This is a genomic window from Streptomyces fulvoviolaceus (assembly GCF_000718165.1).
GTDB lineage: Bacteria > Actinomycetota > Actinomycetes > Streptomycetales > Streptomycetaceae > Streptomyces > Streptomyces fulvoviolaceus.
This window is the reverse complement of sequence record NZ_JOEY01000002.1, coordinates 337,622-352,897: the sequence shown is the minus strand read 5'-3', so window position 1 is coordinate 352,897 and position 15,276 is coordinate 337,622. Positions and strand designations below refer to the sequence as shown.

The 15,276-nt window shown below is 69.6% G+C and carries 18 protein-coding genes; 11 read left to right on the top strand and 7 right to left on the bottom strand.

The window, feature by feature from the left end; translation table 11 throughout:
* Window positions 1-54 precede the first annotated feature (54 nt).
* Window positions 55-483 carry a hypothetical protein gene (locus IG08_RS0103580; RefSeq protein ID WP_030596128.1) on the bottom strand — a complete coding sequence of 143 codons (429 nt, stop codon included), beginning with the start codon at window positions 481-483 and terminating at the stop codon, window positions 55-57.
* Between the two features lie 506 nt (window positions 484-989).
* Here IG08_RS0103580 and IG08_RS62400 point away from each other — a divergent pair.
* Window positions 990-1,115, top strand: a complete 126-nt coding sequence (locus IG08_RS62400; protein WP_261723810.1) for a hypothetical protein — start codon at window positions 990-992, stop codon at window positions 1,113-1,115.
* Window positions 1,116-1,215: 100 nt separating this feature from the next.
* Window positions 1,216-2,994, top strand: coding sequence for an ABC transporter ATP-binding protein (locus IG08_RS0103565; protein WP_030596126.1), 1,779 nt, complete (start codon window positions 1,216-1,218; stop codon window positions 2,992-2,994).
* A 3-nt stretch (window positions 2,995-2,997) separates the two neighbouring features.
* Here IG08_RS0103565 and IG08_RS0103560 read toward each other — a convergent pair whose 3' ends face one another.
* Window positions 2,998-3,693, bottom strand: a complete 696-nt coding sequence (locus IG08_RS0103560) for a response regulator transcription factor (protein WP_030596125.1) — start codon at window positions 3,691-3,693, stop codon at window positions 2,998-3,000.
* 130 nt (window positions 3,694-3,823) lie between these two features.
* On the opposite strand from IG08_RS0103560, the gene IG08_RS0103555 reads away from it, so the two are divergent.
* Both IG08_RS0103555 and IG08_RS0103550 read left to right on the top strand, forming a co-directional pair.
* On the top strand, window positions 3,824-4,111 hold the full coding sequence (locus IG08_RS0103555) for a hypothetical protein (RefSeq protein ID WP_030596122.1): 288 nt from the start codon (window positions 3,824-3,826) through the stop codon (window positions 4,109-4,111).
* Window positions 4,108-4,506 (top strand): PIN domain-containing protein, encoded by a 399-nt coding sequence (locus IG08_RS0103550; protein ID WP_030596120.1) that lies wholly within the window; start codon window positions 4,108-4,110, stop codon window positions 4,504-4,506. Before IG08_RS0103555 ends, IG08_RS0103550 begins: the two co-directional genes overlap by 4 nt.
* Before the next feature lie 51 nt (window positions 4,507-4,557).
* Here IG08_RS0103550 and IG08_RS0103545 read toward each other — a convergent pair whose 3' ends face one another.
* Window positions 4,558-6,627, bottom strand: coding sequence for a pectinesterase family protein (locus tag IG08_RS0103545; protein WP_030596118.1), 2,070 nt, complete (start codon window positions 6,625-6,627; stop codon window positions 4,558-4,560).
* 430 nt (window positions 6,628-7,057) lie between these two features.
* On the opposite strand from IG08_RS0103545, the gene IG08_RS0103540 reads away from it, so the two are divergent.
* The 7 genes from IG08_RS0103540 (at window position 7,058) to IG08_RS59930 (ending at window position 13,897) form a co-directional block, all read left to right on the top strand.
* Window positions 7,058-7,456 (top strand): hypothetical protein, encoded by a 399-nt coding sequence (locus IG08_RS0103540; RefSeq protein ID WP_030596115.1) that lies wholly within the window; start codon window positions 7,058-7,060, stop codon window positions 7,454-7,456.
* 159 nt (window positions 7,457-7,615) lie between these two features.
* A complete protein-coding gene (locus IG08_RS0103535) occupies window positions 7,616-8,581 on the top strand; it encodes a hypothetical protein (RefSeq protein WP_030596113.1) in 966 nt (321 codons plus the stop codon).
* A gap of 56 nt (window positions 8,582-8,637) precedes the next feature.
* The gene (locus IG08_RS0103530; protein ID WP_234342797.1) at window positions 8,638-10,092 is read left to right on the top strand and encodes a permuted SH3 domain-containing protein; all 1,455 of its coding nucleotides are present in this window, start codon (window positions 8,638-8,640) and stop codon (window positions 10,090-10,092) included.
* Window positions 10,089-10,904 carry an ABC transporter ATP-binding protein gene (locus IG08_RS0103525; RefSeq protein ID WP_078655425.1) on the top strand — a complete coding sequence of 272 codons (816 nt, stop codon included), beginning with the start codon at window positions 10,089-10,091 and terminating at the stop codon, window positions 10,902-10,904. The genes IG08_RS0103530 and IG08_RS0103525 overlap by 4 nt, the downstream gene beginning before the upstream one ends.
* The gene (locus tag IG08_RS0103520) at window positions 10,901-12,178 is read left to right on the top strand and encodes an ABC transporter permease (RefSeq protein WP_030596107.1); all 1,278 of its coding nucleotides are present in this window, start codon (window positions 10,901-10,903) and stop codon (window positions 12,176-12,178) included. Before IG08_RS0103525 ends, IG08_RS0103520 begins: the two co-directional genes overlap by 4 nt.
* 148 nt (window positions 12,179-12,326) lie before the next feature.
* Window positions 12,327-12,836 carry a SigE family RNA polymerase sigma factor gene (locus IG08_RS0103515; RefSeq protein ID WP_030596104.1) on the top strand — a complete coding sequence of 170 codons (510 nt, stop codon included), beginning with the start codon at window positions 12,327-12,329 and terminating at the stop codon, window positions 12,834-12,836.
* Between the two features lie 56 nt (window positions 12,837-12,892).
* A complete protein-coding gene (locus tag IG08_RS59930; RefSeq protein WP_030596103.1) occupies window positions 12,893-13,897 on the top strand; it encodes a hypothetical protein in 1,005 nt (334 codons plus the stop codon).
* An 84-nt stretch (window positions 13,898-13,981) separates the two neighbouring features.
* Here IG08_RS59930 and IG08_RS0103505 read toward each other — a convergent pair whose 3' ends face one another.
* The 4 genes from IG08_RS0103505 to IG08_RS61120 all read right to left on the bottom strand — a co-directional run bounded on the left by IG08_RS0103505 (window position 13,982) and on the right by IG08_RS61120 (window position 15,271).
* Window positions 13,982-14,221 carry a hypothetical protein gene (locus tag IG08_RS0103505; RefSeq protein ID WP_030596102.1) on the bottom strand — a complete coding sequence of 80 codons (240 nt, stop codon included), beginning with the start codon at window positions 14,219-14,221 and terminating at the stop codon, window positions 13,982-13,984.
* Complete coding sequence (locus tag IG08_RS0103500) at window positions 14,218-14,544, bottom strand: DUF6247 family protein (RefSeq protein ID WP_030596101.1); 327 nt, start codon at window positions 14,542-14,544, stop codon at window positions 14,218-14,220. Before IG08_RS0103500 ends, IG08_RS0103505 begins: the two co-directional genes overlap by 4 nt.
* 113 nt (window positions 14,545-14,657) lie before the next feature.
* Window positions 14,658-14,969, bottom strand: a complete 312-nt coding sequence (locus tag IG08_RS0103495) for a hypothetical protein (RefSeq protein ID WP_052424466.1) — start codon at window positions 14,967-14,969, stop codon at window positions 14,658-14,660.
* The gene (locus IG08_RS61120; RefSeq protein ID WP_106980866.1) at window positions 14,966-15,271 is read right to left on the bottom strand and encodes a hypothetical protein; all 306 of its coding nucleotides are present in this window, start codon (window positions 15,269-15,271) and stop codon (window positions 14,966-14,968) included. The genes IG08_RS0103495 and IG08_RS61120 overlap by 4 nt, the downstream gene beginning before the upstream one ends.
* Window positions 15,272-15,276: the final 5 nt, after the last annotated feature.

Below are 15,276 nucleotides of genomic sequence, written 5' to 3'. Positions count from 1 at the left end.
GCCGTAGCCCGCAGCCTTCGCGGACCACGACCCACGGGCGGGCCGCCCTACCGCCTACCGCAGGACCACGGTGAGCTTGTAGTTGGCGTCGTCCTGCGTGAAGTCCAGGACCTTCTCGGTGCCGACCGGGTCGCTCGCCGCGAGTGTCGCCGAGCCGAGCGCGTCGTCGTCGTCCGGAGCGTCGTCCTCCCACAACTCCACCAGACCGCTGGCCGAGTGGAAGGGCTGCGTGACGTTGATGTCCCGGGTCTGGCCCTCGAGCACGTCCGTCGCCGACCAGAACTGCTGGTCGTCCCACTCCAGACGCGGCTCGTCGGAGCCGGCGTCCTCGGTGACCTGGGCCTGGATCCGCACGAACTCGACCTGGGTGGCCTGGACGCCCGACTCCGCCGCGGATGCCTGCCCGGCGAACGCCGTGCTGCCGAGGCCGCCGAGTACGGCGGCCAGTGCCATCGCCGTGACTGTCGTCTTCTTCCTGAGCATGGTGCTCCTTCCCCCGTGGGTTCGGAGAGTTGGTGTGTCGATCCCCTGTCTAGCGGGATTCGGTTGTTCGGTGTCGATGGCGGCGAGTGAACAAACAAGCGGCGAAGAACGGCGCTGCCCGTAATAAGCCCTGTGTGAGTCCGGGTTTGGTTCCCGGCACCGTCTGAAAACTCGTCTCAGCCCCAATTAATCGAGGTCTCAGCGGAATTGGCTTTTTCCGGTGCTCGCGTCCCGTAGTGTTTTCCATGTCGACAGCGAACGACACGAAAGCAAAGAAAGAGAGAGTCGCATGAGCTTCCACAAGATCACCCCTGTCAAGAAGGCCACCCGCAAGGCCGCCCCGGCCCCGAAGAAGCAGACGCCGAAGAAGGTCACCCCGAAGCGTCGCCCCGTCGCCCACAAGGGCTGACACAGAATTCACTTACGTAAATCCAAGTAATTCAAAGGCAATTGCAGCAGATCGGTAGAGGGACTGTTGCAGAACCGCAGCAGAAAGGGACACAGACATGAGCTTCCACAAGGTCACCCCGGTGAAGAAGACCCGCAAGCCCGCCGCCCCGGTCGCCAAGAAGAAGGCCGCCGCGCCGAAGAAGGCCGCGCAGAAGCGCCGCCCGGTCGGCAACAAGGGCTGAGGCAGATCGCCGCGAGGCGGGGCCGTCGGTTAGCGAGTTCGACTCGCGCCGGGGGCCCCGCCTCGGCCATGTCCGCAGCACACCGAAGGAGGTGCCGATGATGAGGGAAGTCCGGGAGGCCTTCCGCCGCTTCTGGCCGCTGACCCGCGGCGACCGCAAGTGGCTGGCGGTGGTCGTCGCGTGCGTGGTGGTGTCCGCGCTCGCCGAGACCGCCTCGATCCTGCTGTTCGCGGAGCTCACCGACAACGCCCTCGAGGCCGGTTCGCTCTCCGCCTTCTGGGGCCCGGCCGGCGCCTGGCTGGGCGTGGCCGCGCTCGGCGCGCTCGTCGGCTACCTCGGCAACTCGCTCGCCACCTGGACCGCCGAGAGATTCGTCCTGCGCCTGAGGGCGAACGTCTTCCGGCACGTCCAGGACATGCCGCCCCACTTCTTCCAGAAGCACCGCCGGGGCGACCTCGTCGAGCGCCTCACCGGTGACGTCGAGGCCATCGAACAGATGGTGGTGTCCGGCGTCGTCGGCACGGTCGCGGCCGCCTTCTCCGCCGTCTTCTACGCGGCCGCCGCGCTGTGGCTGCGCTGGGACCTGGCCCTGGTCACCTTCGTCCTCGCGCCCCTCTTCCTCCTCGCCGCCCGCCGCTTCTCCGGCCGTATCAGGGAGGCGTCCCAGGACGAGCGGGTCGCCGACGGCGCGATCACCTCGGTGGTGGAGGAGTCACTGGGCAACGTCGTGCTGACGCAGGCGTACAACCGCCGCGGGGACGAGGAGAAGCGGCTCGACCGCGAGGCCCGCGCGTGGATGAAGGCATCCGTCCGCGGGGCCCGCCTCAGCGAGATGTACGAGCAGTTCGTCGAGGTCGTGGAGACCGTCTGCGTCCTCGCCGTGATCGGCATGGGCGTCTGGGAGATCTCCGCCGACCGCATGACCCTCGGGCAGCTCCTGGCCTTCGCCGCCTTCATCGGCTACCTCTACCCGCCGGTCCGCAGTCTCGGCCAGCTCGGCCTCACCCTCACCGCCGCCACCGCCGGCGCGGAACGCCTCGGCGAGATCCTGGACGCGAAGCCCGCCGTCACCGACCCCGCCGAACCGGTCGCCCCCTGGCCCGTCCGCGGCTGGGTCGCCTTCCACGACGTCTCCTTCCGCTACCCGGGCGCGGCCCGCGCCTCGGTCGAGAACGTCACCTTCACCGCCGCCCCCGGCGAGCTGGTGATCATCACCGGCGCGAGCGGCGCCGGCAAGTCGACCCTGTCCAAGCTCCTGACCCGCTTCTACGACCCCGCAGACGGCCTGATCAGCCTGGACGGCGTCCCGCTGACCGAAGTCCCCCTCACATTCCTCCGCGAGAACGTCGCCCTGCTCCCGCAGCAGACGCTGATCCTCAACGGCACGATCCGCGAGAACATCGAGTGCGGCCGCCCGGGAGCGAGCGCCGAGGAGATCGAGCGGGCGGCAAGGTCGGCCGCGGCGCACGACTTCATCCAGGCCCTCCCCGAGGGCTACGACACCGAGATCGCCCCCGGCACGGCCGCCCTCTCCGGCGGCCAGCTCCAGCGCATCGCCATCGCCCGCGCGATGCTGCGCGCCGCCCCCGTCCTGGTCCTGGACGAACCCACCGCCGGCCTCGACTCGGTGGCCGCCCGTCAGGTCGTACAGCCGCTGCGGCGCCTGATGTCCGGCCGTACGACGATCATGATCACCCACGATCTGAGCCTGGCCCCGGACGCCGACCGCATCCTGGTCCTCGACCACGGCCGCCTGGTGGAGACGGGCACGCACACGGAACTGGTGGCGCGGGGCGGGGCGTACGCGCGGCTGGCGGGACCGATGCCGCAGGCGGCCCTGACGGGCAGGCCGGACGACACGATGATCCTCCGGATCTGACCCTCAGGCGTTGACGCGCAGGGTGTACCCTAGCCCGCGCACGGTCTGGATGAGCCGCGGTTCGCCGCGGCTCTCCAGTTTCCGGCGCAGGTACATCACGTACACGTCGAGCGTGTTGGACGACGGCTCGAAGTCGAAGCCCCAGACCTCCTTGAGGATCTGCGCCCGGTCGAGCACCCTCGCCGGGTTCCGCATCAGGTACACCAGCAGGGAGTACTCGGTCCGGGTGAGGTCGACCACCCGGCCGCGGCGGGTCACGGTGCGGGTGCGCAGGTCGACGGCGACGTCCTGGAAGGACAGGCCCTCGGCGGGGGCGGGCGCCGGCACCTTCCGCGCGCTGCGACGCAGCAGGGCCCGTACCCGGGCGAGGAGTTCCTCGGCGGCGAAGGGCTTCATCAGATAGTCGTCGGCGCCGTTGTCGAGGGCTACGATCCGGTCGCCGATCGCGTCCCGGCCGGTGATCATCAGGATCGGCACGGTGGAGCCGGAGGCGCGGATCCGCCGGGTCGCGGCCAGCCCGTCGAGGCCGGGCATGCTGACGTCCATCAGCACGAGGTCGGCGCCCTGGGCTCCCACGACGTCGAGGGCCACGCGTCCGTCCTCCGCGAGCACGGTCTCGTAGCCCTCGAACCTGAGCAGCCGCCCGATCCCCTCCCGCACGTCCTCGTCGTCGTCGGCCAGCAGAATCTTCTGTGCCATCCCTCCAACGTGGAGCGGCGGGCTGTGGCGGGGCTGGCAGACGGATGTGGTTGAGCAAGGAGACTGCACGTTCGGGTGATGTGGATGCCGAGGTGGCACCAGGGTGCCGTAACGGGATTATGGTGAAGCCATGGCAGAGAACACGACCATCCAGGTGTCCCGGCAGACCCGCGACCATCTCGCCCAGGTCGCCAAGGAGCGGGGGATGACACTGGGCCAGCTCGTCGAACAGCTGGCGTCGGAACAGCCGACGGCGGAGCAGATCGCGGAGCGGGTGGCGGCGACCCGCAAGATACTGCGTGAGCGCATGGGCTGCACGCTCACCGACGAGGAGTTCGACAACGGCCCCGATGTCCGGGCCAACATCTATGCGATGGCCGCGGAGAAGGCCCGTGGCCTCCGGGAGCGCGCTGCGTGATCATCCTCGACACGAGCGCGGCTCTCGCGCTCGCCCAGGGCCATCAGGCTCTGCACCGGCTGGCGGACAATGTCGCGCACACCCCCGGTGACTGGCTGCACGTCCCGGCGCTCTGCCTCATGAAGGCCGAGGAGAAGGACGCAGGCGTCGGAGCTGCTCTGCTCGCCTTGCAGGGAATCCATATCGACCCGCTCGGGCAGACCGCGGCCGTGACGGTGGGCGGGATGGTGCGCGACGGGTGGGGCGGGGCCGACACCTGCCATGTCGTCTATGTGGCCACGCCGCATCTGGAGACCGGGGGAATGTCCATCATCCTCACGGGACGCGAGGGCGACTATCCGCCGGGCTTCCTCACCGTCGACATCGACTCCCCCGGAATGCTCGGCTTCCACTGAGCCGCGGGGTGGGACGGCCCTCGCACCCGTCCGTCCCACCCCCGTGCCGGGTCAGGTAGCCGACGGCGTCCAGTCGCCCAGCCAGTCCGCGATCTCCTGGCCCGTCGCCTGGGCGTCGGTCAGTTGCGGCCGGTCGCTGCTCGCCGCACCCGCGCCCGCGCCGGTGTTCTTGTACTCGGCGAAGCGGTCGTCCTTCCAGGAGAAGCCGCCCATGTCGGACCAGGGGGTCGACTTGATGGCGGCGCTGAGGGAGGAGTCGCGGACCGTGGTCTGCGGGTCGACCGTGGTGGAGCCGCCGGGGTGCCAGTTGCGGCCGAGGAAGAAGCTGGCGGCGGAGACGTCGCCGTTGACCGTGGAGCGGTTGATCAGGAGGCCCTTGCGGCCGCCGGGGGTGCTCGGGGCGGTGACGTAACCGGCGGACGTGCCGTTCCAGCGCTTCTTGAGCGTGATGACCGAGCGGTCGATCACGGCCGTCGCCCGGCCGAAGATGAAGTCGACGTTGCCCGTGATGTAGGAGTTGGTCACGTACACACGGCCGAGCTTGTCCGACGCCGCGGTCTCCAACTCCAGGGTGTCCTGGTCGCCGTTGACGATCAGCGAGTCGAGGACGACCTTGTCCGCCGTCGTCAGCAGGGCGACCGCCTGGTGCCCGGCCAGGGACTGGTTGGCGGCCTCGTCGAAGTCGTTGGTGACAGTGAGGTTGCGGACCTGGGAGTCGTCGGACTGGACGGACATCGTGGCGCTGCCCGGCGTGCCGTACGTCCCCGACCCGTCCGGCTTCTGCATGCCGGCCGCGTTGCCGTAGACGATCACGGTGTCCTTACGGCTGCCGCCCGTGCCCTGGATCGTGACGTGCGGCTTGTTGGAGGGGACCTTGACGACCTCGCGGTACGTCCCCGGCTTCACGGCGATCACGACCCGCGAGGGGTTGTTCGCCGGTACGGCGTTCACCGCGGCCTGCACGGTCGAGTACTGCCCGCTGCCGTCCTTGGCGACGGTGAGGGTCGTGGCGGCCGCGGCGGTCGTCGAGGCCGTCGTCGTACCGATCGAACTGCGAGGGCCCACACCGGACTTGAGCAGCGACGGCACGTCCGCCGTCTTGTCCGCCGTGTACGCGTAGTACGTCTTCGGGTCGAAGGCCGTACCGCCGCTCTCGTTGCGCCCGGTCGTGGAGACGAACGTGTTGCCCTTCTGGACGATGCTCGCCGTGCTGTCCTTGATGACCGGGTTGTTCATGCCCTGGAAGTAGGAGTTCTCCAGGAGCATCTTGGTCGCGCCGCGCGAGTAGTTGCCGTAGGAGGACTTGATCGTGGTGTCGGCCACGTCCTCCAGGAAGTTGTTGTAGAGGTGCGCGTGGGCGGCGTTGTCCGTGGAGGGGTTGCGCTGCTCGGTCTCGCGGATCCAGTTGTGGTGGATCGTGATGTCGGTGACGACGTTCGTGGTCCAGCCGATGCCGAAGGCCTTGTTGTCGTTGCTCAGCTTGTTCCAGGAGACGGTCACGTACGTGCTGTCCTTGCGGACGTCGATCAGACCGTCGGCCATGTTCCGCAGGTCGTTGTGATCGATCCAGACGTGGTGGGCGCCGTCCATCTGGATGGCGTCGAAGTCGTGTTCCTTGTCGTTCCAGACGCCCTGGTACGCGTCCCGGATCGTCAGATTCCGGATGATCACGTTGTGCACGCCTGAGCCGAGGAAGAACCCGCCGCCGACGATGTGCCCGGAGGTCCCGGAGCCGACGATGGTCTTGTTCGACTGGACCTTGATCTCCTTTCCGACCGGATCCATGGTGATCGTCGCGGCCACGACGATGACGTACGGCTCGGCCGCGGTCGCGTACTTCTCCAGATCGGCGAGCGTCTTCACGGTCACGACCTGACCGTCCCGGCCACCGTAAGTCCCGTTCTGCCCAAGGGCGTTGACGGAGGCGAAGCCGTCGGCGGTGGCGGTGGCCCAGGCGGGGGCGGCGGTGGCGGCGGAGGCGGTGCGCTGCGCGTCCGCGCCGAAGACGCCGAAGTCCGTGCCGTAGGCGAGGGCGGCCGCGGCGGTCAGCGTCAGCGGGACGCCGACCGCCAGGGCCGTCTTCCTTCTGCGGTGGCGGGCCTTGCTGCGGATCTCACTCATGCGGGTTCCGTTCGGTACGGGGGATGGACCGCTGAGCAGTCGTCACCCCGGCGCGGAAGGTTGCCGCGATCCGTGAGCCGGGATCCCTGAGCAGGGGTGAAATCAGCCAAGCTTGCTGGGACTTGAGTGGTGGAATTAAATCTTCCAGTGTCCTGACAAGTGCCAACTTCTAGCGCTGTTGGGGTATTTGGTCTCCGCCTCGCTTTGTCTTCCCCTTACCTTCGTTCCAAGGTCATCGACCAGCGGTTCGGTGATCGCGCGGCGCTTCCGATTCTCGGCCGGAGTTGACAAAGGTTCGCTTTTGGTCAGCGCGATCAATTGCCTTTCAGTCATGCGTTCGAGCTATGTACGTTCCTGATCCGCAGCGGGCGACGGGCCGAACCAGGCCCCGTTGTCCGGTGCTTCCGCATGGACCGACGAAGGGAATTTCATGCGCGTCAGAACCCTGGTCACCGCCGGTGGCCTCGCCCTCGCGGGCTTCGGAGTCGCCCTCGGTACCGCCGGCACCGCCAGTGCCGCCGAGTACTGCACCTCGGGCTACGCCTGCCTGTACTACAACAGCGACTACAAGGGGGCGTTCTACCGCCAGTACTTCGACATCCCCAACTACGCCAACTACTACTTCAGCGCGAGCGCGGCCGGCAGCGCCGGTGCGGGCACCGCGGTGAAGAACAACACCGCCTCGGTGGACAACTGGGACTTCAACTTCGGCATCCGTGAGTTCTACAACCAGAACTACGGCGGTGCCTACCAGTCGATCCCGGCCGGCGGGGCGGCGAACCTCAACAGCACGCTGAAGAACGACAACGCATCGGGCAAGTTCTACTAGGCCGACAGCACGGCGAGGGCCCGGCCCTCAGCCACCGCTGACAGGCAAGGGGTGCGCTGCCCAATGCAGCTGGGCAGCGCACCCCCGCGCTCGGAGTTTAGCGAGTGGCCCCCACCAGCGCAGGACCGACCATTCGGCTATTCAAGGAAGAGCATCACGATGCATACCCGTCGCTTCGCTGCCTCTCTGTCCGTCCTCTGCGCCACCGTGGCGCTCTCGGCCGTCGCGGGATGCAGTTCCTCGTCCGGCTCCGGCGAAGAGGGCAAGGCGGCGGGAGGTACGGGCGCTCCTTCCGTGTCCTCGTTCCCGAAGCTGACCTCGGCGACGGACAAGTCGCTCCCGGTCGAGGCGTATCTGCTGACCACCGAGCAGGAGGATCAGATGGCGGATGCCGAGAAGATCCTCAGGGAACGGTGCATGACCAGGTTCGGCATCGCCTACAAGGTGCCGGAGGCGCCGTCGGTGTTCGCGCCGACGAGCATCACCCAGCTTCGCTACGGCCCCACGGACGCCGACGACGTGGCCGGCCACGGGTACAAGCCGGCGGGCTCCGAGAACGCCGTGGTCAAGCCCAAGCCGGAGGAACTCGCCCCGGCGGCCACCATGGTGCTCAACGGCACCACCGACCCGAACGTGAAGCCGGGCTCCGCCGCCGCGAAGGGTGGCCAGGACTACAACGGCCAGAAGGTTCCGGCCGGCGGCTGCATCGGTGAGGCGAAGGCCAAGCTGGGCTACTCGGCCGCCCAGGAGCCGTCCGAGGACGGCGCCCCGCCGATCGCCGACAAGGTCAACACCGACAGCTGGGCGAAGTCGTACGAGGACACACGGGTGAAGGCCGTCTTCGCGAAGTGGGCGTCCTGCATGAAGGAGAAGGGCTACACGTACGCGGACCCGATGAAGGCCAACAACGACCCGCAGTGGGAGCAGAACGCCCTGGCCACCGCCAAGGAGAAGCAGGTCGCCTCGGCCGACGTGGCCTGCAAGGTGAAGTACAACGTCGTCGGCACCTGGTACGCCGTGGACGTCGCCTACCAGGAGCAGCTGATCGAGCAGAACGCGGAAGCGCTCGCCGAGGTCAAGAAGACGAAGGACAAGCAGCTGAAGCTGATGGCCGAAGTTCTGTAACGCCCGGCACCCCTCAACGCGTCCACACAGAAAACCAGTCGGCCCGGAGAGGCGCAGTGTCCGAAGCAGAGCAGCTCGACCCGACCATGTCGTCCGAGACGTCCGGCAGATCCCGCCGCGCCGCGGACAACGGTCTGTCGCAGAAGCGCAAGTGGGTGGCCGCGGTGGCGGTGGCCGCGGTCCTGCTGACCGGTGCCGGCATCGCCGCCTCGTTCGTCGTGAAGTCACCGGCGCAGGCGGCGGCCGAGGCGGAGCCGCCGCAGCAGGGCGTCCTGACCGCACCGGTGGAGAACCGGGTGCTCAAGGACTCCGTCATCATCCGCGGCACCGTCGTCGCGGGGCAGTCCGTGGACGTCGCCCCGTCCGGTGCGAGCGGTGAGGGGACGACCAGCGCGGTCGTCACCAAGGCGCCCAAGGCCGTGGGGACGGAGGTCAAGGCCGGGCAGGTCCTGGTGGAGGTCTCCGGCCGCCCGGTGTTCGCGCTGAAGGGCCGGGTGCCCGTCTACCGGGACCTCAAGCCCGGCTCCACCGGCGACGACGTGGCCCAACTCCAGTCTGCACTCGGCGCGTTGGGGCACGGCACCGGCAGTGACACGCGCGGCACGTTCGGCGCCGGCACCAAGTCGGCGCTCACCGCGTTCTACGCGTCGATCGGCTACAACCCGGTCTCCGCGCAGGCCGAGGGCACCGCCACCGTGCAGGACGCGCAGGACACCGTGACCGCCGCCGAACGTGCCTGGCAGGACGCCGAGGACGCGCGGCAGCAGACCTCGAACGACGAGACGCAGAAGGCCGTGGACCGGGCCGCGCAGGACCTCGAGCGGGCCCGCACCCGGCTCACCGAGGCGCAGGTGGCGGCCGGTCCCATGCTGCCCGCCTCCGAGGTCGTCTACCTCTCCGGCTTCCCGGCCCGGGTCGACAGCGTGAACGCCGTCCTCGGATCCGCGCCCACCGGGAAGGTGATGACCGTCTCGGCCGGCCGGCTCGCGGTCAACGGCTATCTCCAGGAGTCCCAGAAGGGGCTCGTCAGGGCCGGGCAGAAGGTCGAGATCCTGTCCGAGACGACGGGCGTCAAGGCCACCGCCTCGGTCCGCTCGGTGGCCGACACCATGGCCGCCGGCCAGCAGAGCACCGGCGATACGGCCCAGGGGACCGGAACCGACGACACCGGCAGCACGGGCGCCGCCGGGGCACAGGGCTACCTCATGGTCGTAGAACCCGACAAGTCGCTGCCCGCGGCCACCGTCGGCCAGGACGTCCGGCTCACCGTCGAGGCCGCCTCCACCCAGGGCAAGGCACTGGTGGTCCCGGTGACGGCGATCACCGCCGGGTCCGACGGTAAGACCGTCGTCACGGTGCTGGACGCCGGCGACCGGCAGCGGCGGGTCGAGGTCACCACCGGCACCACCGGCGACGGCTACGTGGAGGTCAAACCGGCCGCCGGCGCCGAACTCTCCGAGGGCGACCAGGTCGTCACCGGGGTCAACTCCGGTGCGGCGGGCGACCGATGAGGGCGAACGGCGGACGCAGGTCGTCGCGGGGCGACGACGAGACCGTCGCCCTGCGGATACCCGACGGCTCGCCCACCCCGCCGCGGGCCGGCGGCCCGCCCACTCCGCCGCGGGTCGACGGCTCGCCCACCCCGCCCCCCGTCATCGAGTTCCGCCAGGTCGGTCTCACCTACCCCGGCCCACCCCCCGTGCCGGCGTTCCGGCCCTGTGATCTGACCATCGAGCAGGGGGAGTTCGTGACGGTGATCGGGCCCTCCGGGTCGGGCAAGTCGACGTTCCTGAACATCGCCGGTCTGCTCGACGCACCGACCGAGGGGACGTATCTCCTGGACGGCATCGACACCGGGACGCTCAAGGACGGTGACCGCACGGCGCTGCGCGGCCGTCGGATCGGGTTCGTGTTCCAGTCCTTCCATCTGCTGCCGCACCGCAGCGCCCGGGAGAACGTCCAGCTGGCCATGGTCTACAACGGCGCCCCCCGGGCCGAACGCGGCCGGCGCGCCCAGGAGGCCCTGGAGCAGGTCGGTCTCGGCCACCGCCTGGACTCCCTGCCGACCCGGCTGTCCGGCGGCGAGCGCCAGCGCGTGGCGATCGCCCGCGCCCTGGTGTCGAGACCCTCGCTGCTGCTGTGCGACGAGCCGACCGGCAACCTCGACAGCCGCAACGCCGACTCCGTCCTCGGCCTGCTGGAGCAGCTGCACGCCACGGGGATGACGGTGCTGGTCATCACCCATGACCCCGCCGTCGCCTCCCGGGGGGTGCGCACGGTCGCCATCCGCGACGGCGTCCTGCGCGAGCAGGTGGCCGTATGAACCACCGCAGGCGCAGGCGGTTCACCCTCCGAGGCCGCCGTCACCGGACGGGTCCGGTCGTCGAACCCTCCGTCCTCGCCCCCCGGGACCTGCTCGGCGAGTCCCTCGCCGGCATGCTCCAGCGCCCGGCCCGGTCCGCGCTGACCGCCCTGGGCACGGTCCTCGGCGTCGGCACCTTCGTGGCGATCCTCGGTCTGACCGCCACCACGTCGTCCCAGATCGACTCCCGCTTCAGCGTGCTGACCGCCACCGAGGTCAACATCGAGGACATCGGCATCGAGCAGAACGAGTTCGTGCCGCTGGCCTTCCCCAAGGACGCCGACGCGCGCATGGCGAAGCTCGCCGGGGTCGAACACGCCGGCGTCTACTGGACGGTGGACACCCGGAACACCGACGCCACCATCAGGTCCTCGCCGATCGGCGACGAGTCCACCGGGGAACGCGCCAACATCGTCGCCGCCTCACCGGGCGTCATCGAGGCGGCCGTACCGCATGTCGTCCAGGGCCGGGTCTACGACGCCTACGCCGAGCGGACCGCGCAGCCCGTCGTCATGATCGGCTCCGGCATGGCGGCCCGGCTGGGCATCACCACCCTGCAGACGCGCCCGGCGCTGTTCATCGGCGGCCGGCCGTTCACCGTCGTGGCGATCATCGACGACGTGAAGCGCAAGGCCGACCTGCTCCTGTCGGTCGTCGTCCCCCGGTCGACGGCGGAGAAGATCTGGGGCGAACCGGCCACGGGCGGCGCCAAGATGCTGGTCGCCACCCGGCTCGGCGCGGCACAGCAGGTGGCGAAGCTGGCCCCCACCGCGCTACGGCCGGACCACCCCGAGTACTTCAAGGCGGTCCCCCCGCCGGATCCGAAGACCCTGCGCGGCAACGTGACCTCCGACCTCCAGCAGCTCTTCCTGCTGCTGGCCGCGATCTGCCTGGTCATCGGCGCGGTCGGCATCGCCAACACCACGCTGGTCGCCGTGCTGGAGCGCACCGGGGAGATCGGGCTCAGACGGGCGCTCGGTGCCCGGGGCGGGCACATCACCATCCAGTTCCTCGCCGAGTCCGGCTCGCTGGGCGCCCTCGGCGGACTGATCGGCACCAGTCTCGGCACCCTCACCGTCGTGGGGGTCGCCGTCGCACGGGACTGGACGCCGGTCGTGCATCCCACGACGGTCGCCGCGGCCCCGGCCATCGGGCTGCTCACCGGGCTGGTCGCCGGCCTCTACCCGGCCTGGCGGGCGTCCCGGATCCAGCCGGCGGAGGCGTTGCGCAGATAACGGAATCCGTGAACGACCGAGCAGACTCCCCGTTTTCGGGGAGTCTGCTTTTTTGTCCCCACTTTCTTCGGCACAGGCGTAACAGAACCCACGGCCCGAGGCGTCAAAGGCATGTGAGCGCAGACGCGTTACTGGGAGGGGAACCCACATGGCCAGATCAGCACAACGGTCGGAAGAGATCGAGGAGTTCATGCAGGCCGTGAGTCCCCGTCTCTTCCGTGCCGCCCTGCTGGTCTGCGGCGACTGGCACCTCGCGGAGGACCTGGTCCAGACGACTCTGGGCAAGGTGTTCGTCTCCTGGAGACGGGTCCGCAAGGCCGACAGCCCGCACGCCTACGTGCGCACCATCCTGATGCGCACGTACCTCTCGCATGTCCGGCTGCATCGGACGTACGAGAAGCCCGTGGGCGAGCTGCCGGAGCAGCCGGCCGCCCACCACGACCCGGCCCTGCGGCTGGCGCTGACCCAGGCGCTGGCGCGGTTGTCGGCGCAGGACCGGGCCGTGGTGGTGCTGCGCTACTGGGAGGACCGAAGCGTCGCGCAGACCGCGAAGGAACTCGGCATGAGCGCCGGGAACGTCCGCATCAGGAGCATGCGGGCGCTGACGAGTCTGCGGACGTCGCTGGGCGGCGAGCACGACGTACTCGCCGGTCGCTGACCGGCACCACATCATCGCCGCGGCACCACCTTCGGTGGGGAAGGGCTGGAGAACTCATGGAGCACACAGGACAGATGGAGCGGGACGAGCAGGAGTTCGGCCCCCGGCTGGGACGCATGCTGGACGCGTACGCCGACGTGCCGGCACCGGACCTGGTCAGCGGCGGGCTCGCCCGGGGCCGACGGCTGAAGCGGCGCAGGCAGACGCTGTGGAGCGCGGCCGTGTTCACCGTCGCGACCGGGGTGACCGGCGCGGTGGTCCTCACGGGGATGCTCCCGGGCAACTCGACCGGGGGCACGAAGAACCAGGCCACCGTCACCATCCCGGACTTCTCGCTCACGGCGGGCGGGACGTCGGCACCGGACGGCAAGGTCGCCGTCACCGGCAAGGCGACCGTGGGCACCCTGCGGGACCTGCTGCCGGGCAAGCCGGCGACCAGCGGTTACCAGTGGTGGGAGAGCAAGGAAGGCGCCGACACGGTCAGCGCCGGCGGCCGGCTGCTCACGAGCGGCGGGAAGGCGGAGACGACGGTCAGCCTCCAGGGCAACTTCCAGCTCACCGCGTTCGACGCGCTGAGCAAGGACGCGGCCCGGGCGGCGGCCGAGGGCTCCGCGGAGCAGGACAAGAGCGGCCAGACGGCACCGGACAAGTCCGCGGCGGCGAAGGAGGCCACCGGGTCGGCGTCGGACAAGACCGGGACGGAGAAGAAGGTGCGGCCCGCGACCGAGGCGGAGCTCAAGACCTTCTACTCCTGCGCCGACCGGGCGGCGGCCGGGGCCAACCTGTCCTCCTGCTCGGCCCGCAACCTCGCCGACGGCTCCGTGCTGATCAGCTACGAGGAGAGGACCGGCACCCTGACCCGCCGCACCGCCGACCTGCTCCGCAAGGACGGCACGCGCATCGTGCTCGTCACCGCCAACAGCACGGACGGCAAGCGCGGCCCGGCGGACATCGCCGCCCCGCCGCTGACCCTGGCCCAGCTCGCCGCGATCGCCGAGAACGCGGACTGGCAGCCCTGGGTGGACCCCGCGGTGAACGACGGGGCGAAGAGCATCGCTTAGGGAGAGTGGGCCGGGACCAGGATCGTGCTCCCGGCCGGTTCTGGTGCCGGTACGGCAGGGAATGCCGGTGGGGGCGTCGAGCGGTCAGATCGCGACCAGGTCGACGACGTTGATCACGACGTGCCGGTTGGACACGACGTAGGTGATGAAGCCGCCGCTGAAGGCCGCCGACCAGCTGTTGTCCCGGTTGCTGATCGCGGGTGCGCCGAAGGGATTGAGGCTGATCCGCTTCTCCAGGCCCTCCAGGGATGCCCGTTGAGGCGCGCTCAGTGCGGCTTTGCGCTGAGCGGCGCGGTCGGCATACCTGATCGCATAGGCGCTCACCCGTACCTGCCCGCGTCGATGGGCCGGTTGTCGGCGTCGTACGCCTTCCCGTCCGCGTCGCGGAACACCATGCCGTCGGTGTCGCCCTCGGTCACGCGCTTGACTGTCTGCTCCACTTCGTCCAGATAGCCGGGGGTTGCGCACGCGCACGCGAAGGGGAACCACTTGTCGGTCACGGCGTCGAGCGCCGCCTGGTCGAAGTCCGCCGCCGCGCTGAGCCAGTCCTGCTCGAAGGCCTGCAGCCAGTCGGGGCGCCGCTGCAGGGCCGCTCGGATCGCCTCGGGAGTTCTCTCGCAGGACTGGGGATCCACCTCATGAGCCATGATCGGCTCCTTTTCTCCGGCAGCGGTGATGCGGGGTGACCGGAGGTCCACGGTAGAGCGTCGTGGGGGTCGAGTGCTGGAGGACGAGGCCAATGGTGGGATGAGCCCGATGTTCACAGTTCGCCTCCGGGGATGCGTTCGCCCCGGCTCACTGCGACACGGAGGACGTCCTCCAAGCACTCCGTCGCCCTGGTGAGCGCGAAACGCACCGCTCGCTCGCCCGCCTTGGGGTCGGCGAGTACGGCCCTGGCTCCCGTCAACACCTGACTCCCGGAGTCCAGTTGAGCAGCCTCCACGTCGTCGGCCAGCAGAGACAGCATGCCGTCCCCGCTGTCGGAGCTGAGGTAACAGGTTTTGCCCTCGGGGGTGGTCCAGGGCAGCAGGCGGAGGCCGCCGGTGGTGGGTCGTTCGTCGGTGGAGCTCACGCGGAGACCTCCATCCCGTGGATGCGGCGCGGTCCTACGTCGATGCCGTGCACGGCGAGCCACAGGGCTCGGCGCCGCTGCCGTTGGAGTTTCCGCTCATGGCGCTCTTCCAGGGTGAGGAGGTAAGGCCGCACGAGCACGGTGTCGCGCTCGAAGGGCTGTGCGTCGGGAGCAGGGGGCAACAGGTGTTTCTGGGCAAGGGGTTGGGGCAGGGTGGCTCGGTGTCGGCCCCGGGCGGGCAGCAGTGCCCGTACGAGTGCGAGCAGTAGTAACTCGCAGAATCCCGCGATACGTTCCCTCATGTCGG

What these genes read in the sequence shown, in the direction of transcription:
- IG08_RS0103580 (WP_030596128.1), bottom strand. Translation starts at nt 483, where the DNA reads ATGCTCAGGAAGAAGACGACAGTCACGGCGATGGCACTGGCCGCCGTA.
- IG08_RS62400 (WP_261723810.1), top strand. Translation starts at nt 990, where the DNA reads ATGAGCTTCCACAAGGTCACCCCGGTGAAGAAGACCCGCAAGCCCGCC.
- IG08_RS0103565 (WP_030596126.1), top strand. Translation starts at nt 1,216, where the DNA reads ATGAGGGAAGTCCGGGAGGCCTTCCGCCGCTTCTGGCCGCTGACCCGC.
- IG08_RS0103560 (WP_030596125.1), bottom strand. Translation starts at nt 3,693, where the DNA reads ATGGCACAGAAGATTCTGCTGGCCGACGACGACGAGGACGTGCGGGAG.
- IG08_RS0103555 (WP_030596122.1), top strand. Translation starts at nt 3,824, where the DNA reads ATGGCAGAGAACACGACCATCCAGGTGTCCCGGCAGACCCGCGACCAT.
- IG08_RS0103545 (WP_030596118.1), bottom strand. Translation starts at nt 6,627, where the DNA reads ATGAGTGAGATCCGCAGCAAGGCCCGCCACCGCAGAAGGAAGACGGCC.
- IG08_RS0103540 (WP_030596115.1), top strand. Translation starts at nt 7,058, where the DNA reads ATGCGCGTCAGAACCCTGGTCACCGCCGGTGGCCTCGCCCTCGCGGGC.
- IG08_RS0103535 (WP_030596113.1), top strand. Translation starts at nt 7,616, where the DNA reads ATGCATACCCGTCGCTTCGCTGCCTCTCTGTCCGTCCTCTGCGCCACC.
- IG08_RS0103525 (WP_078655425.1), top strand. Translation starts at nt 10,089, where the DNA reads ATGAGGGCGAACGGCGGACGCAGGTCGTCGCGGGGCGACGACGAGACC.
- IG08_RS0103520 (WP_030596107.1), top strand. Translation starts at nt 10,901, where the DNA reads ATGAACCACCGCAGGCGCAGGCGGTTCACCCTCCGAGGCCGCCGTCAC.
- IG08_RS0103515 (WP_030596104.1), top strand. Translation starts at nt 12,327, where the DNA reads ATGGCCAGATCAGCACAACGGTCGGAAGAGATCGAGGAGTTCATGCAG.
- IG08_RS59930 (WP_030596103.1), top strand. Translation starts at nt 12,893, where the DNA reads ATGGAGCACACAGGACAGATGGAGCGGGACGAGCAGGAGTTCGGCCCC.
- IG08_RS0103500 (WP_030596101.1), bottom strand. Translation starts at nt 14,544, where the DNA reads ATGGCTCATGAGGTGGATCCCCAGTCCTGCGAGAGAACTCCCGAGGCG.
- IG08_RS61120 (WP_106980866.1), bottom strand. Translation starts at nt 15,271, where the DNA reads ATGAGGGAACGTATCGCGGGATTCTGCGAGTTACTACTGCTCGCACTC.